At 68.5% G+C, this 22,495-nt stretch carries 18 protein-coding genes; 4 read left to right on the top strand and 14 right to left on the bottom strand.

The genetic code is table 11. The features are described from left to right. Window positions 1-23 precede the first annotated feature (23 nt). Window positions 24-1,439, bottom strand: coding sequence for an amidase (locus QLQ86_RS07905; RefSeq protein ID WP_282816482.1), 1,416 nt, complete (start codon window positions 1,437-1,439; stop codon window positions 24-26). 329 nt (window positions 1,440-1,768) lie between these two features. On the opposite strand from QLQ86_RS07905, the gene QLQ86_RS07900 reads away from it, so the two are divergent. Together QLQ86_RS07900 and QLQ86_RS07895 are read left to right on the top strand one after the other, a co-directional pair. Beyond that, the gene (locus tag QLQ86_RS07900; protein ID WP_282735674.1) at window positions 1,769-2,803 is read left to right on the top strand and encodes a patatin-like phospholipase family protein; all 1,035 of its coding nucleotides are present in this window, start codon (window positions 1,769-1,771) and stop codon (window positions 2,801-2,803) included. A gap of 226 nt (window positions 2,804-3,029) precedes the next feature. Then, window positions 3,030-4,442 carry a PhoH family protein gene (locus QLQ86_RS07895; protein WP_282735675.1) on the top strand — a complete coding sequence of 471 codons (1,413 nt, stop codon included), beginning with the start codon at window positions 3,030-3,032 and terminating at the stop codon, window positions 4,440-4,442. Between the two features lie 43 nt (window positions 4,443-4,485). On the opposite strand, the gene QLQ86_RS07890 is transcribed toward QLQ86_RS07895, so the two are convergent. From QLQ86_RS07890 to QLQ86_RS07830, 13 genes are all read right to left on the bottom strand, one after another. Next, window positions 4,486-6,300: a complex I subunit 5 family protein gene (locus tag QLQ86_RS07890; protein ID WP_282816481.1), complete on the bottom strand. Its 1,815-nt coding sequence runs from the start codon at window positions 6,298-6,300 to the stop codon at window positions 4,486-4,488. Continuing rightward, entirely contained in the window at window positions 6,297-7,802 is a 1,506-nt protein-coding gene (locus tag QLQ86_RS07885; RefSeq protein WP_282816480.1) for a complex I subunit 5 family protein, read from the bottom strand. Before QLQ86_RS07885 ends, QLQ86_RS07890 begins: the two co-directional genes overlap by 4 nt. Then, window positions 7,799-9,271, bottom strand: coding sequence for a complex I subunit 5 family protein (locus QLQ86_RS07880; RefSeq protein WP_282816479.1), 1,473 nt, complete (start codon window positions 9,269-9,271; stop codon window positions 7,799-7,801). Before QLQ86_RS07880 ends, QLQ86_RS07885 begins: the two co-directional genes overlap by 4 nt. After that, entirely contained in the window at window positions 9,268-9,939 is a 672-nt protein-coding gene (locus QLQ86_RS07875) for a hydrogenase subunit MbhD domain-containing protein (protein ID WP_282735679.1), read from the bottom strand. Before QLQ86_RS07875 ends, QLQ86_RS07880 begins: the two co-directional genes overlap by 4 nt. Window positions 9,940-9,946: 7 nt before the next feature. Next, a complete protein-coding gene (locus QLQ86_RS07870) occupies window positions 9,947-10,168 on the bottom strand; it encodes a hypothetical protein (RefSeq protein WP_282735680.1) in 222 nt (73 codons plus the stop codon). A 78-nt stretch (window positions 10,169-10,246) separates the two neighbouring features. Next, window positions 10,247-11,590, bottom strand: a complete 1,344-nt coding sequence (locus tag QLQ86_RS07865; protein ID WP_282816478.1) for a sensor domain-containing diguanylate cyclase — start codon at window positions 11,588-11,590, stop codon at window positions 10,247-10,249. Between the two features lie 109 nt (window positions 11,591-11,699). After that, window positions 11,700-12,902: a tryptophan synthase subunit beta gene (gene trpB / locus QLQ86_RS07860; protein WP_282816477.1), complete on the bottom strand. Its 1,203-nt coding sequence runs from the start codon at window positions 12,900-12,902 to the stop codon at window positions 11,700-11,702. Window positions 12,903-12,988: 86 nt separating this feature from the next. Beyond that, the gene (locus QLQ86_RS07855) at window positions 12,989-13,921 is read right to left on the bottom strand and encodes a prenyltransferase (protein WP_282816476.1); all 933 of its coding nucleotides are present in this window, start codon (window positions 13,919-13,921) and stop codon (window positions 12,989-12,991) included. A gap of 30 nt (window positions 13,922-13,951) precedes the next feature. Beyond that, window positions 13,952-14,620: an alpha/beta hydrolase gene (locus QLQ86_RS07850; protein WP_282735684.1), complete on the bottom strand. Its 669-nt coding sequence runs from the start codon at window positions 14,618-14,620 to the stop codon at window positions 13,952-13,954. A gap of 79 nt (window positions 14,621-14,699) precedes the next feature. Then, window positions 14,700-16,469, bottom strand: coding sequence for an SLC13 family permease (locus tag QLQ86_RS07845; RefSeq protein ID WP_282816475.1), 1,770 nt, complete (start codon window positions 16,467-16,469; stop codon window positions 14,700-14,702). A gap of 187 nt (window positions 16,470-16,656) precedes the next feature. Next, complete coding sequence (locus QLQ86_RS07840; RefSeq protein ID WP_040185674.1) at window positions 16,657-16,863, bottom strand: cold-shock protein; 207 nt, start codon at window positions 16,861-16,863, stop codon at window positions 16,657-16,659. A gap of 395 nt (window positions 16,864-17,258) precedes the next feature. Further along, window positions 17,259-18,920: a GMC family oxidoreductase gene (locus QLQ86_RS07835; RefSeq protein ID WP_282816474.1), complete on the bottom strand. Its 1,662-nt coding sequence runs from the start codon at window positions 18,918-18,920 to the stop codon at window positions 17,259-17,261. 104 nt (window positions 18,921-19,024) lie between these two features. After that, window positions 19,025-20,536 carry a CoA-acylating methylmalonate-semialdehyde dehydrogenase gene (locus QLQ86_RS07830; protein WP_282816473.1) on the bottom strand — a complete coding sequence of 504 codons (1,512 nt, stop codon included), beginning with the start codon at window positions 20,534-20,536 and terminating at the stop codon, window positions 19,025-19,027. 178 nt (window positions 20,537-20,714) lie between these two features. Between QLQ86_RS07830 and QLQ86_RS07825 the strand changes: the two genes are divergently transcribed. After that, window positions 20,715-21,617 carry a LysR family transcriptional regulator gene (locus tag QLQ86_RS07825; protein WP_282816472.1) on the top strand — a complete coding sequence of 301 codons (903 nt, stop codon included), beginning with the start codon at window positions 20,715-20,717 and terminating at the stop codon, window positions 21,615-21,617. A 28-nt stretch (window positions 21,618-21,645) separates the two neighbouring features. Beyond that, on the top strand, window positions 21,646-22,428 hold the full coding sequence (locus QLQ86_RS07820; protein WP_282816471.1) for a TSUP family transporter: 783 nt from the start codon (window positions 21,646-21,648) through the stop codon (window positions 22,426-22,428). The last annotated feature ends 67 nt before the right edge of the window (window positions 22,429-22,495 follow it).

Here is a 22,495-nt window from a genome sequence, read left to right as displayed (position 1 = left end):
GTTTGAAACCGTCTGATGGCAGGTCAGGCTCGCTGGGAGGGATCCGGAATGGTCGGGAACCGTGGCGGATGAGCCTCCATGAAGGCATGACAGGCGCGTAATACCCGAATGTCGTCGTACTTGCCGCCCGCCAGCTGGAAACCCACCGGCAGCCCGGTATCGGTGAAGCCGCAGGGCACCGAGGCCGCGGGTTGCTGGCTGAGGTTGAAGGGATAGGAGAACGGTGCCCACTCCTCCCAGTCCTTCATGCCGCTCCCCGGGGGAACTTCCTGATTGACCTCGAACGGCGGGATGGGCACGGTCGGCGTCATCAGCAGATGGTACTCCTGATTGAAATGCTCGAGGCGCTCGGTAAGTCGCGCCCTTTCCACCAGCGCCCGAAACAGATCTACGGCGCTCCAGCTCTCTGCCTCACGCGCATTGGCCACCAGGCCGGGATCGAGCTTGTCACGCAGACGATCATCGAGCTGTGACCACTGTTCCAGCGAGGCCGTGAACCAGAGCTTCTTGAAGATATCCAGGGGGGACTCGAAGCCGGGATGAATTTCCACCACCTCGGCTCCCAGCGTTTCCAGCTTCCGCGCGGCTTCGTTCACCCGGTCGGCGACTTGACGATCCACCTGGGCATACCCCAGATCCGGTGAGTAGGCGATACGCAGGCCATGCAGCCCCCGGTCGAGATCCTGCCCCCAGTCATCCGGCTGACCCCGCGTGGCATAGGGATCCCGATAGTCATAGCGGCCGATGACATTGAGCATGCTGATGGCGTCGCGCACGTTGCGAGTCAGGGGTCCCAAGTGCGAGAGGGTCGGCTCCTTGGCCGGCGGCCACTGCGGCGTCCAACCGAAGGTAGGCTTGAAGCCGAAGACCCCGGTAAAGGCCGCCGGAATACGGATAGAGCCACCGGAGTCTCCCCCCTGATGGAGTACCCCCATGTTGAGGGCGGCGGCCACGGCGGCCCCCCCGGACGAGCCCCCGGGGGTCAACCGCGTATCCCAGGGATTGAGGGTGGCACCGAACGCCCGAGTGTCGGTGACCGCTTTCCACCCGAATTCAGGGGTGTTGGTCTTGCCCAGGATGACGGCCCCCGCCTCCCGCAACATTCGGGCGGGCGGGGCGTCCTGTTCACAGAGCGTATCCGGTACGGTCAGCGATCCCTCCCGACACGGCATGCCGGCAACCTCGGTGAGATCCTTCAGCGAGACTGGCACCCCATCGATCGGGCTCAACGGCTTGCCCTTACCCCAGCGCCGTGCCGAGGCCTTGGCCGCTGACTCTGCCCCTTCATGATCCACGTGGACATAGGCATTCACCTTGTCGTTGAAGCGATCGATGCGCTCGAGAGCGGCTCTTGTGGCTTCCAGTGGCGAGGCGTCACGCGACCTGAAGAGCGCCAGGAGGCTTTGTGCATCCATCATGCCAAGATCCGAATCGCTCATGCCGATGTTCCTCCGATGGTCGCCCTGATAATGGTTTATCCACCTTAGATCAGGCCGATTCGGTGATCCAACCGCAGCGCACGCTGCTTCACTTCCCATTCTTTGATTCGCCTAAGTCCCCATGTTGCTCCTCGGGACCATCGGATTAGAGCCGCCGGGCAGCCTGATCCTGCAGTGACACCACTTGCCTTCCCATCAACGACAGCGGTTTACCCTGAAAGCCAGGCTCGTGCCAGGGTGATGGTCGTCATCAGGCTCGGCCGTTATGCTGCTGGGGTTGATGCACTGCAGCGGCGGCCAGGCCTGGCCGCCCGGGCCGAGGAGCCAAGATGAGCGAGAGACGACGGATCGACCTGGCCCTGCAGGGTGGCGGCGCCCACGGCGCCTTCACCTGGGGCGTGATGGACCGCCTGCTCGAGGACGAGCGCATCGAGATCGAGGGCATCAGCGGGACCAGTGCCGGCGCCATGAACGGCGTGGTGATGGCCGATGCCCTGACCCGCGGCGACGAATCCACCGCCCGCGTGGCCCTGCGCGACTTCTGGCGCGCCGTCAGCCGGGCGGGCATGGCGAGCCCCGTGCGCCGAACCCCGCTGGACGTGCTGACCGGGAACTGGAGCCTCGACCACTCCCCGGGCTACATCGCCCTGGACCTGATGAGCCGGCTGGTCTCGCCCTACCACTTCAATCCCTTCAACTTCAACCCTCTGCGCGACATCGTCGCCGAACGGGTCGACTTCGACCGGGTCCGCGGCTGCGAGGACCTCAAGCTCTTCGTCACCGCCACCAACGTGCGCAGCGGCAAGCAGCGGATCTTCTCCCGCGAGGAGATGAGCCTCGATGCGGTGATGGCCTCGGCCTGTCTGCCCACGGTCTTCCAGGCGGTAGAAATCGACGGCGAAGCCTACTGGGATGGCGGCTACATGGGCAATCCCTCGCTCTCGCCGCTGCTTCACCAGTGCAGCGCGGGCGACATCCTGGTGGTGCAGATCACCCCCATGTACCGCCAGGAGGTGCCCACCAGCGCCGCGGACATCCTGAACCGCCTCAACGAGATCACCTTCAATGCCGCCCTGATCAAGGAGGTGCGGACGATCGTGATGCTGCAGAAGCTGCTCGGCGAGCATGACATCGACATCGGCTGCTACCGGGAGGCGCGGCTCCACCACCTCAGCGGCGACGAACCCCTGTCGCACCTCTCCGTCTCCAGCAAGCTCAACGCCGAGTGGGCCTTCCTCTCCCACCTGCATGAACTGGGGCGCGAGACCACCGAGGCCTGGCTCACCCAGCACTTCGACGATCTGGGCCAGCGCTCCACCCTGGACGTGGAACGCATCTTCCAGGAGGCAGAGGCGCCTCGCTGAGCCAACGTTGACGGGGCCTCGCGATATCGCATTGCAGCATGAGCGAACACCGACCATGCTCGAAACAGGATGGCACCTCGCCGTCCGACAGGCATCCAACCAGGCAGGACCACAGGCAAGGAGGTGAACGTCGTATCGAGCGGGACGACACCGCGGGGCCCCTGTCACGTCACTGACATCGTGCGCCGGCAGTGTCGACACTATGACGACAAGGAGAACTGCGCCGATGGTACGCATCGACAAGAAGGCCACCCGGCTCTACGTGCTGGACACCAATGTCCTGATCCACGACCCCGCCGCCCTCTACCAGTTCGACGAGCACGAGGTGGTCATCCCCATGACCGTGCTCGAGGAGCTCGACAAGCACAAGAACGGCATCCGCGAGATCGCCCGCACCGCCCGCCAGGTCAGCCGTACCCTGTCAGACCTCACCGCCAACGTCGATATCGACCAGATCCGCGACGGCATTCCCATCCCCCGGCTCATCGGCCCCGAAGGCCGCCTGCGCCTGCTCTGCTACACCGACCTGAAACCCCTGGACCCGCTGGAGGAGAGCCCCGACAACCGCATCCTGGCCGAGACCTGCCGGCTGCGCGACGAGCGCCCGGACGCCTCGGTGATACTCGTCACCAAGGACATCAACCTGCGGGTCAAGGCGGCCGCGCTGGGGGTGCCGGTGGAGGACTACCTCACCGATCGCGCCTTCGACGACAGCGACGCCATGATCGACGGTGCCCGGATCTATCCCGATGCCGGCCACGACGGCAGCGGGCTCTGGGACAGCCTGGCGGTCGACGTCAAGGTCGAGCGCCAGGACCACAGGATCGTCTACCGCCTGGCCGGCGACATCCCCCGCGAATGGCACCTCGGCATGCTGGTCTCCGACAGCGACAACGGCGCCAGCTTCGAGGCCATCGTGCGCGAGGCGGGGCCGAAGCACGCCCACCTCGAGCTGCTCACCAACTACCGTCACGCCACCAGCGTCTGGGGGGTGCACGCCCACGACAGCCGGCAGAACTTCACCCTCAACCTGCTGATGGACGACGACATCGACCTGGTGACCATCGCCGGCAGCGCGGGCACCGGCAAGACCTTCATGACCCTGGCCGCGGCCTTCCAGCAGACCCTGGACACCAAGCGCTTCGAGCGCATCGTCTTCACCCGGGCGCCGATCTCGATGAGCGAGGACATCGGCTTCCTGCCGGGCACCGAGGAGGAGAAGATGTCGCCCTGGATGGGGGCCTTCCACGACAACATGGACAACCTGCTGCGCGACGAGCACGACGGCAGCAGCACCTGGAACCAGGACGCCACCCGCCAGCTGCTCGGCTCGCGAGTGCAGATCCGCGCGCCCGGCTTCATGCGCGGGCGCACCCTCAACGACACCTTCCTGATCATCGACGAGGCGCAGAACTTCACTCCCAAGCAACTCAAGTCCCTGATCACCCGGGCCGGGCGCAACACCAAGATCGTCTGCCTGGGCAACGTCGGCCAGATCGACACGCCGTACTTGACCGCCAACACCTGCGGCATGGCGGCGGTGGTCCAGCACTTCCGCGACTGGCCCCATGCCGGCCACGTGACCCTCAAGAGCGTGGAGCGCTCGCGCCTGGCGCTGGCCGGCGAGGAGCTGCTCTGACCCGCGCCCCCGCCCGGCCTGACCCGTCGCCATTGGCGGCGGGTCAGGCCGGGCCAAACACCATCAACAGGGCCAGCCCCGCGGCCACGCCCATCATCAGCACCGCCGCATGGCGGCGTAGCCATCCCTCGCCGCGCGTCATGCCGTCCAATGCCTCGATGGCGTCGCGCTCGCGTGCCACCCACCAGGCCACCCAGGCGCCCTGGACGCTGCCGAGCCGGTCCAGACTGCCCTGAGCCCACGCACGTAGCCGCTGCCAGCCCCCCATCAGCAGCCACCAGAGGTCGCCGGATGGTAGTCGCCGGGTGACCCGCAGCGGACGCCACCGCGCCACGCCCCAGGTCGCGACCGAGCCCGCAAGGCCCAGGACCAGCGGCCACAGCAGCCCGGGGAGCTCGGCCAGCGGTGGCCAACCCTGATCGACGAGCTCATCACCCAGCCACCAGGGCAGGGTCAGTGCGGCCAGCAGGGTCGCCAGCCAGGCCAGCGGCATGGCCGACAGCAGGGGTTCCAGGCCATCCTGGCGGGCCTGGCGATCGGTCTGCCACTGGCACCAGAGGGTGCGGGTCATCAGCGCCGTGGTGCCCACCGCCGCCAGGGAGAGCCAGGTCGCCACGACCTTGTAGCCGCCGTCGTAGAGCACCGCCTTGAAGGCCCACTTGGCGGCCAGCCCCGAGGCCAGGGCCCCGGTAAGCGACAGCGCCGGCAGTGCCAGCAGGGTCCAGAGCAGCCAGGCCGGCAGGCGCGGCGGGTGCTCGCCGATACCCACCCCGAGGAACAGCGCCCCCTTGGTCAGGCCGTGATGGGCGGCGAACAGCACCACCGCCATCGACAGCGCCGGCCACAGGGCGGGGGCGACGAGCCCCATGGCCACCAGGGCGGTGATCATGCCCATCTGGCTGACGCTGGAGTAGGCCAGCACCACCTTGGGGTGGCACTGGCAGACCCCGTAGAGGGCCGCCCCGATGGCGGCCGCCAGGCCGGCCACCAGCATGGCCCGGCCCAGCCAGGCGAACGCTTCCGTGGCGGCCGGCTCACCCAGCGGCAGGGTAGCGAGCCAGCCGACCAGGCCTGCCTTGATCATCGCCCCGCTGAGCACCGCGCTGGCCGGCGTCGGCGCCACCGGATGGGCCAACGGCAGCCAGAGGTGCAGCCCCACTACCCCCGCCTTGACCCCGAAGCCGAGCCACAGCAGCAGGCCCATCCAGGCACCGCCCGGTGCCTCGCCCATTCCCTCGCGCAGGCCGCCCAGCGTGGTGGTGCCGGCACTCCCCGCCCCCCACAGCAGCCCGGCCAGGATCAGGCCCTCGCCCAGCACCGCCATCACCAGGTAGGCCTGGCCGCCGGTGCGCGCGTCCCGGGTCCCCGCATGCACTACCAGGCCGTAGCCAGCGAAGGTCATCACCGCGAAGCCCAGATAGAAGCTGGCGATGTCCTCGGCGACGAGCAGCAGCAGGTTGCCGGAGAGCGTCAACGGCCAGAGCAGCGCGAAGCGCGTCAACCGGGCCTCGGCGCCCCCGTCGCCGGCCACCGCCTTGTCCAGTTCTCCGGCCAGGTAGCCCCGGGCATAGCCCCCCGCCAACAGCCACAGCAGCGCCGTGACGGCCAGCAACGCGTTCCGCGTACCGTCAAGCGCCCAGTGCCCGCCGAACAGCCACCAGTCCAGTACCAGCGCCCCCTCCTCCACGCTCAGGGCCAGCGCCAGGGCGGGCAACGGCGCAGTACACCAGAGCCCGTCGATCAGAGCAGCCGGACGTCCACGATCGGCCAGGGCCGCCATCAGCGGCACCCGCAGCATCAGCAGCAACGGCCAGAGCAGTGCGGTAGGCATCGCAAGGGCAAGAAGCGCATCGCTCATGGCAGATACTCCGCGTTGACCACACGGGTCGCCCACTCCAGCGGGCTGAAGGGCATGCCCGCCAGCATGCCGGCCATCAGGCTGAACAGCGCCGTTGCCACTGCCGGCACCAGCAGCCAGCCGTGGGTCTCCAGCCGGCCCAAGCGACGCTCCTCGGGCCATACCCCCACGCCATGATCGGGTCCGGGACGAAACCACAGCCGGCCGAGGACCGGCAGGAAGTAGGCGGCGTTGAGCAGGCTGCTGGCCACCAGCACGATGATCACCCAGGGCATCCCGGCCTGGATTGCCCCGGTGCCCAGGTACCACTTGCTCAGGAAGCCCACCACCGGTGGCAGGCCGATCATGCCCAGCGCCCCCACCGTGAAGGCCAGGCTGGTCAGCGGCATGCGTCGACCGGCACCGTCGAGTTCGTCGATGCGGTGGATGCCGAGTTCCTCGGCGTAGTTGCCCGCACAGAAGAACAGGGTGATCTTCATCAGGCCCTGGTGCAGCAGGTGCGAGAGCGCGGCGATGGTGCCCAGCGGGCCGAACAGGCCGATGCCGAGCACGATGTAGGAGACCTGGCTCACCGTGGAGTAGGCCAGCCGTGGCTTTAGCTCCTGCTGGGCCAGGGCACGCAGCGAGCCGAAGAGGATGGTTACCGACGCCACGACCACCAGGCCGTACAGCAGCCCCAGCTCGGCGCTCAGCTCGATGCCGTACACGTCATAGACCAGCCGCACGATGCCGAAGGCGCCGGCCTTGACCACCGCCACCGCATGCAGCAGGGCGCTGACCGGCGCAGGCGCCACCATGGCCCGCGGCAGCCAGCCGTGCAGCGGCACCAGGGCCGCCTTGACGCCGAATCCGGCGATCAGCACCCAGAAGAGGCCCACCAGCAGCGGGCGGCGCTCGGGGCCGAGCTCGGCGAGGATCTCCCGCTCGCCGAACCGGATGTCCCCGGCCAGGACATGCAGGATGACCATGCCGACCATCAGTCCCATTCCGGCGGTCAGGGTGAAACGCAGGTAGACCTTGCCCGCCGCCAGTGCCTTAGAGGTTCCCCGGTGCACCACCAGGGGATAGGTGGAGAGGGTCAGCAGTTCGTAGAAGACCAGGAAGGTGAAGAGATTGCCCGCCAGGCTGATGCCCAGGGTACTGGCCACGCAGAGGCCGAAGAAGCCGAAGAAGCGCTTGCGATTGGGCGAGTCCTCCAGGTAGCCGATGGCATAGATGGTGGTGAGCAGCCAGAGCAGCGAGGAGAGCCCCGCAAACATGATGCCCAGATCGTCGGCGCGCAGCACGAAGGCCAGCCCCTCCAGGACTGGAAACTCGATGACATACTCGCGGCCGTGACTGAGTCCCCAGACCATCCAGGCCACCAGGCTCAGCTTGACCAGGGCCGCGCCCAGGTTGATGCCGGTGCGCGCCCGGAAGGCCCGCTCCGGCAGCAGGAAGATCACCACCGCGGCGACCAGCGATGTGCCCAGGGTCGCCAGGAGCAGGAGCGCCCCGCTCATGGCATGCCCTCCTCACGCAGCAGGGCCAGCGGCCACTCGGCGCCGAGCCCCAGCCCCAGGGCCGCCAGGGCCAGCAGCAGGGCGACGAGGTCCATGCCCGCGGGCAGCGGCCGGACCTCGTGGCGGGGCGAGGCCTCGACGAAGGCGCAGCGGAAGACCCGGAACACATAGGTGGCCGTCAGCAGGGTGCCGACCACCAGGACGACGACCCAGGGCCACTGCCCGGCGAGGATGGCCGCCTGCAGCAGCAGCCACTTGGCGGTGAAGCCGGCGCTGGGCGGCAGGCCCATCAGGGTCACCGCGGCGATGCCGAAGGTCATCAGCGCGAGCGGCAGCTGCCGACAGGCTCCCGCCAGGTCGGTGAGGCGGCTCACGCCGTCGGCCAGCACCAGGTTGCCGGCCGCCATGAACATCGCGGCCTTGGCCAGGGCATGCCCGGCCAGCTGCAGCCAGGTGGCCTGCCAGGCCAGGGTCGCCACCGCCGCCGAGGTGCCGGCCAGCAGCGGGAAGGCCAGCATCAGGTAGCCCAGCTGGCCCACCGTGGACCAGGCCACCACCTGCTTGAGGGCGCTGGCCCGGCAGGCCTGCAGCCCGCCCCACAGCACGGCCAGGCTGCCGAGCAGCCCGAGCAGCCAGGCGGCGGCCACCGCCTCGGGCACCAGCCGCTGCCACAGTTGCATCAGGATGAAGAAGGACGCCTTGACCACCAGGGCCCCGTGGAGGGCACTCACCGGCGTCCAGGCGCTGGCATGCACCGGCACCAGCCAGCCGTGGAGCGGGAAGATCGCCGCCTTGAGCAGCAGGCCGGCGGCCAGCAGTGCCATGGCGATGCCGGTTACCGCTCCCGGCTCGCTGGCGGCCGCCAGACCCGCCAGATCCAGCCGCCCCGTGGCCCCCAGCAGCAGCGCCACGCCCAACAGCCAGGCCAGCGACCCCACCAGGGCATAGAGCAGGTAGCGCATGCCCGCCAACAGCGCTTCCCCCGTGCCGGGCAGCAGCATCATGCCCACGGCGGTGAGCCCCATCAGCTCCAGCGCCGCGTAGAGGGTCAACAGGTCGGCGGCCACCCAGATCAGGCCAAGCGCCGCGGCCAGCCCCCCCAGCAACGGCCAGAACAGGGCGAAGGTCCGCTCGGGCACCGCGGCAGCTCGCCGGTGCCCGATCGCATAGGCCGCACTGGCCAGCAGCAGCAGCTGGGTGAGCAGCAACAGCAGGCCCGCCAGGCCGTCCAGGTGCCAGTGGAGCCGCAGCCCAGCGAGTGACCAGGCGCCCTCTAGCCCACCACCGACCGAGACGCGATGCAGCAGCCAGAGGGTCGCCAGCGGCAGCGGAGTGCCGACCAGGAGCACCGGCAACATGCGCCGCGGGGGAAGGCGCCATGCCGCCAGGCCCAGCAGCGGCGGGGCCAGCAGCGCCAGCCATAGCACCACCGCCTCGACCGACGGGGGCGCGTCCAGCGGCGCGCTCATGGCGTCGTCTCCGGTCCGGTCTCCAGGGTGACCCGGCCGTCCAGGGCATGCAGCCGACGCAACAGCGCCGCACCGAGCACCGAACCGACAAGGGCCACCATCAGCCCCACCAGGATCAGCCCCTGGACCTCCACCACCGGGCCGGCCAGACCGGCCAGCAGCAGGAAGACCCCGGAGCCCAGGACGTTGAAGGCCAGCAGGCGACGCAACAGGTGATGGTGGTGGGCGAAGGCCCACAGGCCCAGCGCCATGATGGCAAGCCCCGCAACCAGTAGCGGCCGGCGCGCCACCTCGGCCGACGCGGCGACTTCGCCGCTACCGGGCACCCCCCATACCGCCATCCCCGCCAGGGCCAGCCAGATGAGGGCCGCCAGCCAGCGAACCGGGGCCTGGTGGCGCGGGCGACCTTCATGGTCGCGCGGGGGAAGAGGAGACCGGGAACCCGGACGGCCCAGCCCATGGAAAAGGGCCATGCCGGTCAGCAGCGCGCCCATCACGGCCTCGGCCAGTGCCAGCCAGGGCGCACCAAGCCGCCACCAGGCCAGTGCCATCAGCAGCGCGAAGGCGATGAAGGCCAGGCAGGCGCGAGGAAGGTAGCGGTCGAGAAGACAGGACGCCGCCAGGACCACCAGCAGGCCGGCCGCAAGCAGCTCACCCGACAGCGACACCGCCGACTCAGCGGTCTTGGCGGTTGACGGCCTTCTCGATCAACGCCTCGCTCTCGCTGCAGGGGCCCTTCCTCAGTACGGTCTGGGCCTCGTGCCAGAGGCAGACGAAGCGATGGCAGGAGGCGCAGTGCACCTGGTCATCGGGGTTCTTCACCTGGGAGACCCGCATCAGGTGGCTGCCGCAGCTCGGACAGGCGACCGGCAGGCGAAAGTCTTCCGACAGGGACATGGCAATGCTCCTTGGGTTGCGTGGTGGATGGTACCCATCCTGCCGATTTCGTCCGCGATTCTCCAGCCACCCGCCCCGTCATCGGCGGGCATCCTCGTGAATCCGGGAATAGTCCGGCGACCCTGCCAGTCGATTGCGCCCCTCGTGCTTGGCCCGGTAGAGCGCCTGGTCGGCCTGGGACAACGCCAGGTCCAGGCTGCCCTCGGGTGGCAGCACCGCCAGACCCAGGCTCACCGTGATCCACAGCGTGGTGTCCGCCACCTCGATCTCGATCGCCTCCACCGCGGCGCGCAGGCGGTCGAGCACTCCCCAGGCCTCCTCGGGTGAGCTGTCCACCAGCATGATGGCAAACTCCTCGCCGCCGATGCGGGCGAAGAGGTCATAGGGGCGCAGGCTATCACGACAGGTCATGGCGAAGGCCTGCAGGGCCAGGTCACCGACGGCATGGCCATGGCTGTCGTTGAGGCGCTTGAAGTGGTCGATATCGAGCATCGCCACGGGCACCGAGCGGCCCTGGCGGGCGGCATGGGCGCGCACCGCCTCGCCGAAGTCGAAGAAGGCCCGGCGATTGAGCGCCCCGGTGAGCATGTCGGTGCTGACCAGCCGCTGGGTGCGCTGCTCTTCCTGCTTGCGCGGGGTGATGTCGAGCAGCATGCCGTCCCACAGGGTCGTGCCGTCACGGCGGCGAGAGGGGCTTGCCCGGCCCTCGAGCCAGCGGATGCCGTCGGCCGTCTCGAGGCGGAACTCCAGCGCCCAGGGTTCCAGGCTCACCGCCGACTGGGCCAGGGAGGTGCTCAGGGGGCTCTGGTCCTCGACATGAACCCGCTCCAGCAGCGCGTCGCTGCGGTCCATCACCGAGCGCGACGACAGGCCCGAAAGCGAGCACAGCCCGTCGCTGAGATAGAGGAAGTCGAGTCCGCCCCGGGCGTCCTGGCGAAGCTTGAAGACCGCCCCGGGGAGCCGCGAGAGGGTCCCCTGGAGCCGCTCCAGCAGGGCGTGGTCGTGCAGCGCCTTCTGACGCAGCTCCGTGATGTCGTGGAGGGTCACCAGCAGCCGCAGCGGCTCGCCCCGGTCCGCGCCAAGGGGCTGGAAGTCGCCATCCTGATGGGTCAGCCCGCCGTCGGCCCGGCGACACAGCAGCACGCCCCGCCAGGGCCGGCGACGCGCGACGCAGTGGGCCAGGGCATGGCTGATGTCGCCATGCAGCGGGTCCACGTCCAGGCAGGTGATGCGGCGGCCGACCAGGGCCTTGGCCGAATGACCGCTATGCTGCTCGAAACCCGGGTTGACGCGCAGGATGACCCCGTGGGCATCGGTGAGCACGACGACACCCGGGAAGCAGTCCAGCAGCGCTTCGGCCAGCGGCTCCTGCTCCCTCCTGTGCGATATCCACCTTCGCCACTTGTCCCTGATTCGCGCCATGCCCCGCACCCTGGGGATCCCCGCATCGGTTTCGGAAAGGGGCCTCCCGCCCCCATTCCCCACCCTACCCCAGGATGGCACGCAACACATCGAAAAATGACGAGGCCCGCTAGAGTTTCAGCCGGTCGGCCACATAGTCGGCGTCCTTGTCGCCGCGGCCGGAAAGATTGACCAGGATATGCTGGTCGACCGGCAGGGTCGGGGCCACGCGCATGGCCCAGGCCACGGCGTGGGCGCTCTCCAGCGCCGGGATGATCCCCTCGACCCGCGAGAGCGTCAGGAAGGCCTCGAGGCACTCGTCATCGGTGGCGCTCTGGTAGTCCACCCGGCCCAGCTCCTTGAGGTAGCTGTGCTGCGGCCCCACGCCCGGATAGTCGAGGCCCGAGGCGATGGAGTGCACCGGCATGGGATGGCCCGCCTCGTCCTCCAGCACGTAGCAGGCCATGCCGTGGATCTCGCCGGGCCGGCCCAGGGTCAGGGTGGCGGAATGACGACGGGTGTCGAGCCCCTCGCCGGCCGGCTCCACGCCCACCAGGTGCACGCCGTCATCCTCCAGGAAGGCGGTGAACATGCCGATGGCGTTCGAGCCGCCGCCCACGCAGGCGGTAACGTGATGGGGCAGGTGGCCGTGACGCGCCAGGAACTGCTCGCGAGCCTCGCGGCCGATGATCGACTGGAAGTCGCGCACCATCTTCGGGAAGGGGTGCGGCCCCACCACCGAGCCGATGGCGTAGATGAAGTGCTGTGGATCCTTGAGGTACTCCTCGAAGGCGCTGTCCACGGCATCCTTGAGGGTCGCCGTGCCGCGGGTCACCGGGATCAGGGTGGCGCCCAGGATCTTCATCTTGGTGACGTTGGGGTGCTCCTTCTCGATGTCCACCTGCCCCATGTGGATCTCGCAGGGGATGCCCACCAGGGCGCAGGCGGTCGCCAGCGCCACGCCGTGCTGCCCGGCGCCGGTCTCGGCGATCACCTTGGTCTTGCCCATGAACTTGGCGAGCAGCGCCTCGCCCAGGCAGTGGTTGATCTTGTGGGCGCCGGTGTGGTTCAAGTCCTCGCGCTTGAGGTGGATCTGGGCGCCGCCCAGTTTCTCGGAGAGCTGCCGGGCATGGAAGATCGGGCTGGGACGCCCCACGTAGTCGGCGAAGAGGCCGTCCAGCTCGTTACGGAAGTCCTCGCGGACGCGGATCTCCTCGTAGGCGGCGTCGATCTCGTCCATCACCGCCTTGAGCTCCGGGGGGATCAGCTGGCCGCCGAAACGGCCGAAATAGCCCTGGGCATCGGGGAGGTTGGCGAAGGGGGAAGCGCTCATGGTCTCGGTCCTGACGGCATGCGGAATAACGGCCTGCCATCCTGCCCCGCCCTCCCGACGCTGTCGAGGCGACCTTCGCCGAAGCCTCAGGCTGCCAGCCAGAGCCCGAAGTTGAGCAGCGCAAGGCTACCGAGCAGCAGGGCGACATTCAGCCCCAGCCACGGCAGCAGCGGCGAGGGATCGCCGGGGGCCAGCTCGGCAGGCAAGCGCCAGAGCCCGACCGCCAGCCTCAGTGCCGCGGGGGCGGCCAGCCACATCAGCAAGGCCCAGGCGGGCAGCCAGCCACCCAGCCAGGCCAGCGGGATCACCGCATAAGCACCGAGCACCAGGACCGCCACCAGGCGCGCCGCACGCCTCGGACCCAGCACGATGGGCAGGTGGTGGCGCCCGGCCTGGCGGTCAGGCTCGATATCCGGCAGCTGGTTGGCCAGCAGCAGCGCACTGACCATCAGGGTCGGCACCAGCGAGGCGGCCAGGGCCGTGGCGGAGAACGTTCCGGTGAGCGCCTGGTTCGCGCCCACCACCATCAGCGTGCCGAAGCCGATCCCCGGCGCCGCCAGGCAGAGCCAGGGGCGTCGGGTCAGCCAGCCGGTGTAGGCCACCACCAGCGCCATGCCGAGCAGCCCGTAGAGCAGCATGACCGGGCCCGAGCGCCACAGGAACCAGGCACCGATGGCGACCACCCCGGCCAGGCAGGCGAAGGCGGCGCGCCGCACCACCCCCGCCGCCTCGGGGTGCCGGGGCAGCGAGCCACTGCCGCCCGAGAAGGGCGTGCGGACGGTGGTGGCATCCAGGCCGCTGACGAAGTCGTGATGCTCGTTGAACAGGTTCACCGCGGCGTGGGCCAGCAGGGCGGCGAGCAGCACCAGCAGGATCGCGTGCCCCTCGGGGGCGTGGCCATCCTGCCAGGCGGTGGTCACCGCCAGGCCCGCACAGAGCGGCGAGAGCACCAGAAAGCCGGGGCGCGCACTGCGCCAGCAGGCGAGCAGCCCGGCGGCCGGGGACGTGGCCGCCGTCATGGGGCACTCATGGGCATGGAACGGAGCCCCTCAGCGGGCGAGGCGTTCGGCGAGCCAGCGGCCGATGTCACCGACCTGCTGCGGGCAGAGCGCATGGGCCATGGGATAGCGGCGATAGTGTGCCGGATAGCCCAGCGATTCGACCTGCTCGTAGCCGGCCTTGCCCAGCGACTCGGGGACCACCGGGTCGAAGCTGCCGTGGTGCACCTCGATGGGCAGGCCGCGATTGGCCTCGGAGAGCTCGATGCTGTCGGCCGTGGCGAAGTAGGTGGAGAGTGCCAGCAGGCCACCCAGCGGCGCCTCGAAGGAGAGCGCCGCCTGGTAGGCCACCGCCCCGCCCTGGGAGAAGCCCGCCAGGATGATGCGACGACTGTCGATGCCGTGCTCGACCTGTTCCCGCACCAGGGCCTGGATGCGCTCGGCGGAGGCCATCAGCTGAGGCTCGTCGATCTGACGGTCGAGGCTCATCTCCTTGATGTCGTACCAGGCCGGCATGACCATGCCGCCGTTGATGGTCACCGGCAGGCGCGGCGCATGGGGCAGGATGAAGCGCACGCCGGCATCGTCGGGCAGGGGCAGCGCCGGCACCAGCGGTTCGAAGTCATGGCCGTCGGCACCCAGCCCGTGGAGGATGAAGACGCAGGCGTCCGCGGGCTTGCCGTTTCTCGGCTCGATGATCAGTTCGCCGGGGTGATTCATGAGATCGTCTCCAGGGCCGCTCAGGGGATCGGTCAAAGGTCGACACCCTACCGCAAACGCCGCCCGGCGGCGAGCGCGTTCAGAAGGGCCAGATCAGCGGGATCAGGGCCAGGGCCACCGCGGCGGTCAGCAGGTTCAGGAGCCCGCCGAGGCGCAGGAAGTCACCGAAGCGGTAGCCACCGGGGCCGAAGACCATCAGGTTGGTCTGGTAGCCGATGGGCGTCAGGAAGCTGGCCGAGGCGGCGAACATCACCACGACCACATAGGGCATCGGGCTCACGCCAAGGCTCTCGGCACTGGCCATGACCACCGGAAAGGTGATCACCGCGGCGGCGTTGTTGGTGACCAGGGAGGTCAGCAGGGTCACCAGCACATAGACCGCACCCAGCAGCAGCCAGGGGTTGCCGTCGGCCAGCCCCAGGGCAACGTCGGCCAGGGTGGCCGCCGCCCCCGAGCTTTCCAGTGCCGCGCCGAGCCCGAAGGAAGCGGCGATGGTCAGCAGCACCTGGGTGTCCAGCCCCCGCTTGGCCGCCCCCACCGTGCAGCAGCCGGTGGCCAGCGCCAGGGCCGCACCGAGCATGGCGGCATTCATCATGCTGGTCACACCCAGGGTGGCCAGCAGCACCACGCCGGCCAGGATGCCCCAGGCCAGCCCGGCCTTCTCGTGGACCGGACGGGCCGAGCCGTTGACCTTGCTGATCAGCAGGAAGTCGCGCGACTGGCGATGCCGCTCGATGAAGGGCGGGCGCGCCTCCAGCAGCAGCACGTCGGCGGGCTGCAGGCGAATCTGGCCGAGGTTGCCGGCGACCCGCTCGCCGCCACGGCACACCGCCAGCACGGCGGCACCATAGAGGGTCCGGAAGTGGCCGTCGCGAATGCGCCGGCCGATGAACTGGCACTGGTCGGAGACCACTGCCTCCACCAGGCGGCGCTCCTTGAAGTCCTTCTCGAGGCTCGACGCGCCCTGCCGGGTCGGCACCAGGCCGCGGATCTGCTGCAGTTCCACGGCCCCCTCGCTGGTGCCGGCGAATACCAGACGGTCGCCGCCCTTGAGTCGCTCACCCGGCCCCACCACGCTGACGATGTTGCCCTCGCGCTCGATCTCGACCAGGAACAGCTCCTGGAGGTGGCGCAGCCCGGCCTCCTCCACCGTTCGGTCGACCAGCGGGCCGCCGGGGTCCACCTCCATCTCGATGGTGAACTCGCGGGGATTCTCGAAGGCCGCCTCCGCCCCTCGCCGCGCCGGCAGCAGCCGCGGCCCCAGCAGGATCAGGTAGACCAGACCCACCACCGCCACCGGCACGCCCACCCAGGCAATGTCGAACAGCCCCATGGCCAGGGAGGGGTCACGATCGATCAGCAGGCCATGCACGACCAGGTTGGTACTGGTGCCGAACAGGGTGATGGTGCCGCCGAGGATCGAGGCGAAACTGAGCGGCATCAGCAGGCGATGCGCCGGCACGGACACGCGCCGGCTCCAGCTCAGCACGGCCGGGATGAAGGTCGCCACTACGGGGGTATTGTTGAGAAAACCGCTCAGCGAGGCCACCGGCAGCAGCAGGCGCACCAGCGCCCGCCCCTCGCTGCGGGGACGCCCCAGCACATGGCGGATGATCAGGTCGATGCCACCGGTCTCGCGGATGCTGGTGACCAGCACATACATGAAGGCCACGGTGAACAGGCCCGTGCTGGAGAAGCCCGCCAGGGCCTGGCCGGGGTCGATCACCCCCAGGGTCAGCAGCAGGATTACCGCACCGAGCAGCACGATATCGGGGCCCACGCGCGAGAAGGCCATCAGCGGGAAGACGGCGATGACGACGGCGAGAGAGAGCCAGGCATCCAGCGGCATGGTCAGGTCCGGTCACGAAAGGGAAAGGCCCATTGTGACCGCCACCAGTTATTCTAAAAAGTTATTTTTAGAAATCTATCTATGTTTTATTGGAATATAAATAACGAAGGCTGCACAACGAGGAAGGCCCGCTTTCGCGGGCCTTCCTCACCTGCCGTGAGGCAGTCACATCATGGTCGGTCGACGTTCAGCCGATGACCTGGATGTTGGAAGCCTGTAGGCCTTTCTTGCCCTGGGTGACGTCGAAGGAGACCTTCTGACCGTCCTGCAGGGACTTGAAGCCTTCGGCCTTGATCTCGGAGAAGTGAGCGAACAGGTCGTCACCGTTGTCGTCCGGAGAAATGAAGCCAAAGCCCTTGGTGTCGTTGAACCACTTGACAGTACCGGTAGCCATTATCGAATTCCTCGAATAGCGTTAGATTGTGCCGGGAAATACCCGAGTTGCAGTGGGTAAAACAAGAAACTTTCACCGGGAAATCGACGCCATGAGCTTTCGATGACCACTTGCGATGTTCCACTTGCTAACCAACTGCGGGCATAGTGCGCCGTTGCCGGGCGCAGGTCAAACACTATTTGCTGTGCATGACAGGAATATTGCCGCCCTCCATGGCGCCCACGAGGACGCACCTGGAGAGGCCCGACCCGCCGGGCGGGATCACCGGGACGTCCGAATGCCCATCGCCATGACGCCATCGATGGCAAGGGAGCCCGCGTCGGCAACACCTTCCCCGATACGACAACGGCAGGCCAAGGCCTGCCGTTGTCGTGTCTCGAGAGGGGAGGAGCCCGTTACGCCCCGCCGAGGATCCAGCCCGCGGCCTTCTCGGCGATCATCAGCGTCGGCGCGTTGGTGTTGCCGCTGGTGATGGTGGGCATGACGCCCGCATCCACCACGCGCAGCCCCGCCACGCCCCTTACCCGCAGGCGAGCGTCCACCACCGCCATGGGATCGTCGTCACGCCCCATTCTGGTGGTGCCCACCGGGTGGAAGATGGTGGTGCCGATGTCCCCCGCCAGGCGGGCCAGGTCATCGTCGCTCTGGTACTCCAGGCCCGGCTTGACCTCCTCGGGCGAATACCTCGCGAAGGCCGGCTGCTCGGCGATGCGCCGCGTGACCCGCAGCGAGTCCGCCGCCACCTTGCGATCCTCCGGGGTGCTCAGGTAGTTGGGCGCGATGGCCGGGGCCTGGCGCGGGTCGGCACTCTTGATGCGCACCGTGCCACGGCTGGTCGGATTGAGGTTGCACACGCTCGCCGTGATCGCCGGGAAGTCATGCAGCGGCTGGCCGAAGGCCTCGAGGCTCAGCGGCTGGACGTGGTACTCGATGTTGGGATGTTGGTACTCGTCGGAGCTGCGCGTGAAGGCACACAGCTGCGAGGGCGCCATGCTCATGGGGCCCGAGCGCTTGAGCAGGTACTCGAGCCCGATGCCCGCCTTGCCGACCAGCGAGTTGGCCATGGTGTTGAGGGTCTTGGCGCCCTTCACCCGATACACCGAGCGGATCTGCAGGTGGTCCTGGAGGTTCTCGCCGACCCCCGGCAGGTCATGGATCACCGGGATATCGTGCTCGCGCAGCAGGTCGGCCGGGCCGATGCCGGAGAGTTGCAGCAGTTGCGGCGAGCCGATGGCGCCGGCAGAGAGGACCACCTCGCGGCCGGCCTGCACCGTGATCGCCTTACCGCCGCGCTCGACGCGCACGCCGGTGCAACGGGGCTGGTCGCCCTGGCCGGGCTCGCCTCCTCGTTCCAGTTCGAGCCCCAGCACCTGGGTGGAGTGCCACAGGGTCAGGTTGTAGCGCTTCTCGGCTCCGCGCAGGAAGGCCTTGGAGGTGTTCCAGCGCCAGCCCGAGCGCTGGTTGACCTCGAAGTAGTCGACCCCCTCGTTGTCGCCGCGGTTGAAGTCGCGGGTCCGCGGGATGCCGGCCTCCACGGCCGCGGTGGCGAAGTCATCGAGCACTTGCCACTTGAGGCGCTGCTTCTCCACCCGCCACTCGCCGCCGTGGCCATGGTAGTCGCGGTGGGCAGCGTCGGCATCGCCGCCGGCATCCAGGCGGTGGTGATCCTCGTGCTTCATGAAGTCGGGCAGGCAACTCTCCCAGCGCCAGGCGTCGTCGCCGGTGGCCTCGGCCCAGCTGTCATAGTCGCGCGACTGGCCGCGGATATAGAGCATGCCGTTGATGCTGGAACACCCGCCGAGGGTCTTGCCGCGGGGATAGATCAGCGAGCGACCGTTGAGGCCGGGGTCGGCCTCGGTGCGGAAGCACCAGTCGGTGCGCGGGTTGTTGATGCAGTAGAGGTAACCCACCGGGATGTGGATCCAGTGGTAGTTGTCGCGACCGCCCGCCTCGATCAGCAGCACCCGGTTGGCCGGGTCAGCGCTCAGGCGGTTGGCCAGCAGGCAGCCGGCGGTGCCGGCCCCCACCACGATATAGTCGAATTCCTGGTCAGCCATGGCACGCTCTCGGTGATGACTTCACTCGAGGCTGTTCCGGTGACGACATAACTTCCTCTTCACGTCGTCCCCGGCGCCTCTCGCTCATTGAGTGATCGGCAGCCTTACTTGTGGGTCGGCATGGCGAACTCGGAGCCGCCATGTATGGAATCCGACCAGCGCTGCATGATCGACTTCTGCTTGGTGTAGAAGCGCACTCCCTCCTCGCCGTAGGCGTGGGTGTCGCCGAACAGCGAGCGCTTCCAGCCACCGAAGCCGTGCCAGGCCATGGGCACCGGGATCGGCACGTTGATGCCGACCATGCCCACCTGGATGCGACGCCCGAACTCTCGGGCCACGCTGCCGCTCTCGGTGAAGCAGCTCACGCCGTTGCCGAACTCGTGGTCGTTGATCAGCTGGATGGCGGTGGCGATGTCGGGCACCCGCACGCAGGCCAGCACCGGGCCGAAGATCTCCTCCTGGTAGATGGTCATCTCCGGGGTGACGTGGTCGAACAGCGAGCCGCCCATCCAGAAGCCCTCGGCGCAGTCGTCGCCGGTCGCGGCGGCATCGAAGTCACGGCCATCGACGACCAGCTCGGCACCCTCGCTCACGCCCTTCTCGATATAGCCGGTGATGCGCTGGTGCGCCTGGGCGGTGACGATCGGGCCCATCTCGGCATCCAGCTCCAGGCCATTCTTGACCTTGAGCGCGCGCGCCCGCTCGGCCAGGCGCGGCACGAGCTCGTCGGCCACGTCGCCCACCAGCACCGCCACGCTGATCGCCATGCAGCGCTCGCCGGCACTGCCGTAGGCGGCGCCGATCAGCGCATCCACGGCCTTGTCGAGGTCGGCATCGGGCATCACCACCATGTGGTTCTTGGCGCCGCCCAGGGCCTGGACGCGCTTGCCGTGGCGGGCACCCCGCTCGTAGATCAGGTTGGCGATCGGCGTGGAGCCGACGAAGGAGAGCGCCTTGACGTCGGGATGGTCGAGGAGCGCCTCCACGGAATCCTTGTCGCCCTGCACCACGTTGAAGACACCATCCGGCAGCCCCGCCTGCTTGAGCAGGTCGGCGATCAGCAGCGAGGCGCTGGGGTCCAGCGGGCTCGGCTTGAGGATGAAGGTGTTGCCGGCGGCGATGGCGATGGGGAACATCCACATCGGCACCATGACCGGGAAGTTGAAGGGAGTGATGCCGGCGACAACGCCCAGCGGCTGGCGCAGGGTCCAGTTGTCGATGCCGGTGCTGACCTGCTCGGTGTAGTCGCCCTTGAGCAGCTGCGGGATGCCGCAGGCGAACTCGACGATGTCGATGCCGCGTGCCACCTCGCCCTGGGCATCGGTGAACACCTTGCCATGCTCCAGGGTGATCGCCCGCGCCAGGTCATCCTTGTGCTCGCCCAGCAGCTGGAGGAACTTGAACATCACCCGGGCGCGGCGGATCGGCGGGGTATCGGCCCAGGCCGGGAAGGCGGCCTTGGCGGCGTCCACCGCCGTGGCCACATCGGCCTGGGAGGCCAGGGCCACCTGGCCGGTCACCTGGCCGGTGGCCGGGTTGGTCACGGCCTGGTGCTGGCCGGATTCGCCGGCTGACATTTGCCCGTTGATATAATGCGGGATGCTGGCTGTGCTCATGGCGGTCTCGTCTCGTCGTTGTCGGAATCGGGGATGGACGTCCGTTGTCGGGGAGGGGGAGTGACAGAAGTGCCCCCATTGGCGCCTAGACTAGCCCTATCGCCATCAGGATCAATTGAGTAATTCAAAATCAGCGTATAAGTTTGGCTGATATCACTCCACCCAAGGAAGCGACACCATGCAGGACCTCCAGACCCTGCGTGCCTTCGTCACCGTGGCTAGGGAAGGCAGCGTCTCGCGTGCCGCCGAGCGCCTGCACCTGACCCAGCCCGCGGTGAGCCTGAAGCTCAAGCAGTTCCAGGCGAGCCTTGGCCTCGCGCTGTTCCAGCGCCGCCCCCAGGGGCTGGAGCTCACCGCCGACGGTCGCGCGCTGCTGCCCGCCGCCGAGAAGGCGCTGGCGGCCATGGCCGCCTTCGAGCAGAACGCCCGGGCCCTGCACAGCACGCTGCGTGGCCGGCTCAAGATCGGCACCATCGTCGACCCGGAGTTCATCCGCCTAGGGGCCTTCCTGCGTCGCCTGGTGGAGCGGGCCCCGCAGCTCGAGACCGAGCTGCACCACGGCATGAGCGGCACCGTGCTGGAGTGGGTGCGGCGCGGCGAGCTGGACGTCGGCTTCTTCCTGGCGCCGCCCGGCGAGGGGCCGGGCGACCCGGAAATCGCCCATTGCGAACTCACCCACTTCGACTACCACGTGATCGCCCCGGCCGGCTGGGGCAGCCGCCTGGCCGGCGCCGACTGGCCTCGGCTCGCCACCCTGCCGTGGATCACCACGCCCGAGAATTCCGCCCATCACCGCCTCCTGCACGGCGTGCTCGACCCGCTGGGCATCGTGCCCAACGGCGTGGCCCAGGTGGACCAGGAGGCCTGCATGCTCGACCTGGTGCGCGCCGGCGTGGGCCTCAGCCTGGCCCGCGATGCGCTGGCCATGGCCGAACGCCAGGAGCGCGGCCTGGTGGTCGCCGAGGGCGTGCGCCTGCCCTGCGCGCTCAGCTTCGTCTGGCGCCGCGACCGCGGCGAGGAGGCGGTGATCGCCGAGGCGCTGGAGGTGCTCACCGGCGTCTGGGGGTCGCTGGCGCCATGACACCACCACACGGGAAAGGAGCGCCCTGATGGCCGACCTCGAGATCCCCCAGCTCGTCCTGATCGGGCTGATCTTCGTCTGGAGCGGGTTCGTGCGCACCAGCCTGGGCTTCGGCGGTGCCGTGCTGTCGCTGCCCTTCCTGCTGCTGGTACTCGACGAGCCGCTGGTCTTCCTGCCGATCATCGCCGTGCACCTGCTGATCTTCTCCAGCTGGATCGCCTGGCGCGGCCACCGACAGCTGGTGGCCGACAACGCCGGCCAGGCGCCGACCGAGGGCAACATCGACTGGGGCTACCTGCTCAGAGCGATGAAGGTGATGATCATCCCCAAGCTGATCGGGGTGGTCGGCCTGCTGACCCTGCCGGGCAACGTCCTGACCAGCATCATCTTCGTGATCGTGATGGTCTATGCGGTCGGCTACCTGCTCGACAGGCCCTTTCGCAGCCGCAACCGGGGGGTGGACGCGGTGCTGCTGGCGCTGGGCGGTTACGTCAGCGGTACCTCGCTGATCGGCGCCCCGCTGATCGTCGCGGTCTTCGCCACCCACGTCGCCGCCCACCAGCTGCGCGATACCCTCTTCGTGCTGTGGTTCATCCTGGTGCTGATCAAGATGGTCTCATTCGTGATCGCCGGCGTCGACCTGCAGCTCATCCACCACCTGTGGCTGCTGCCCTGTGCCCTGGCCGGCCACCTGCTGGGCGAACGTGCCCACCAGCACATGCTCGCCAGCCGCACCAACCTCTACTTCCGGGTGCTCGGCGGGGTGCTCATCCTGGTCAGCGTGATGGGGCTCTTCGGCTCGGCGGGCTGAGCCACAGGGAAGAAACCGTCGGGAGCGCGGCTGCGCCACATGAATGCCGGATGAACGGGGCGTTAAG

The sequence above is a fragment of the Halomonas rhizosphaerae genome (assembly GCF_030012485.1).
In the GTDB taxonomy this organism is placed as follows: domain Bacteria; phylum Pseudomonadota; class Gammaproteobacteria; order Pseudomonadales; family Halomonadaceae; genus Halomonas; species Halomonas rhizosphaerae.
The sequence above is the reverse complement of the archived record's forward strand: the minus strand, read 5'-3'. Positions and strand labels throughout refer to the sequence as shown.

What these genes read in the sequence shown, in the direction of transcription:
- QLQ86_RS07905 (WP_282816482.1), bottom strand. Translation starts at nt 1,439, where the DNA reads ATGAGCGATTCGGATCTTGGCATGATGGATGCACAAAGCCTCCTGGCG.
- QLQ86_RS07900 (WP_282735674.1), top strand. Translation starts at nt 1,769, where the DNA reads ATGAGCGAGAGACGACGGATCGACCTGGCCCTGCAGGGTGGCGGCGCC.
- QLQ86_RS07895 (WP_282735675.1), top strand. Translation starts at nt 3,030, where the DNA reads ATGGTACGCATCGACAAGAAGGCCACCCGGCTCTACGTGCTGGACACC.
- QLQ86_RS07890 (WP_282816481.1), bottom strand. Translation starts at nt 6,300, where the DNA reads ATGAGCGATGCGCTTCTTGCCCTTGCGATGCCTACCGCACTGCTCTGG.
- QLQ86_RS07885 (WP_282816480.1), bottom strand. Translation starts at nt 7,802, where the DNA reads ATGAGCGGGGCGCTCCTGCTCCTGGCGACCCTGGGCACATCGCTGGTC.
- QLQ86_RS07880 (WP_282816479.1), bottom strand. Translation starts at nt 9,271, where the DNA reads ATGAGCGCGCCGCTGGACGCGCCCCCGTCGGTCGAGGCGGTGGTGCTA.
- QLQ86_RS07870 (WP_282735680.1), bottom strand. Translation starts at nt 10,168, where the DNA reads ATGTCCCTGTCGGAAGACTTTCGCCTGCCGGTCGCCTGTCCGAGCTGC.
- QLQ86_RS07865 (WP_282816478.1), bottom strand. Translation starts at nt 11,590, where the DNA reads ATGGCGCGAATCAGGGACAAGTGGCGAAGGTGGATATCGCACAGGAGG.
- trpB (WP_282816477.1), bottom strand. Translation starts at nt 12,902, where the DNA reads ATGAGCGCTTCCCCCTTCGCCAACCTCCCCGATGCCCAGGGCTATTTC.
- QLQ86_RS07855 (WP_282816476.1), bottom strand. Translation starts at nt 13,921, where the DNA reads ATGACGGCGGCCACGTCCCCGGCCGCCGGGCTGCTCGCCTGCTGGCGC.
- QLQ86_RS07850 (WP_282735684.1), bottom strand. Translation starts at nt 14,620, where the DNA reads ATGAATCACCCCGGCGAACTGATCATCGAGCCGAGAAACGGCAAGCCC.
- QLQ86_RS07845 (WP_282816475.1), bottom strand. Translation starts at nt 16,469, where the DNA reads ATGCCGCTGGATGCCTGGCTCTCTCTCGCCGTCGTCATCGCCGTCTTC.
- QLQ86_RS07840 (WP_040185674.1), bottom strand. Translation starts at nt 16,863, where the DNA reads ATGGCTACCGGTACTGTCAAGTGGTTCAACGACACCAAGGGCTTTGGC.
- QLQ86_RS07835 (WP_282816474.1), bottom strand. Translation starts at nt 18,920, where the DNA reads ATGGCTGACCAGGAATTCGACTATATCGTGGTGGGGGCCGGCACCGCC.
- QLQ86_RS07830 (WP_282816473.1), bottom strand. Translation starts at nt 20,536, where the DNA reads ATGAGCACAGCCAGCATCCCGCATTATATCAACGGGCAAATGTCAGCC.
- QLQ86_RS07825 (WP_282816472.1), top strand. Translation starts at nt 20,715, where the DNA reads ATGCAGGACCTCCAGACCCTGCGTGCCTTCGTCACCGTGGCTAGGGAA.
- QLQ86_RS07820 (WP_282816471.1), top strand. Translation starts at nt 21,646, where the DNA reads ATGGCCGACCTCGAGATCCCCCAGCTCGTCCTGATCGGGCTGATCTTC.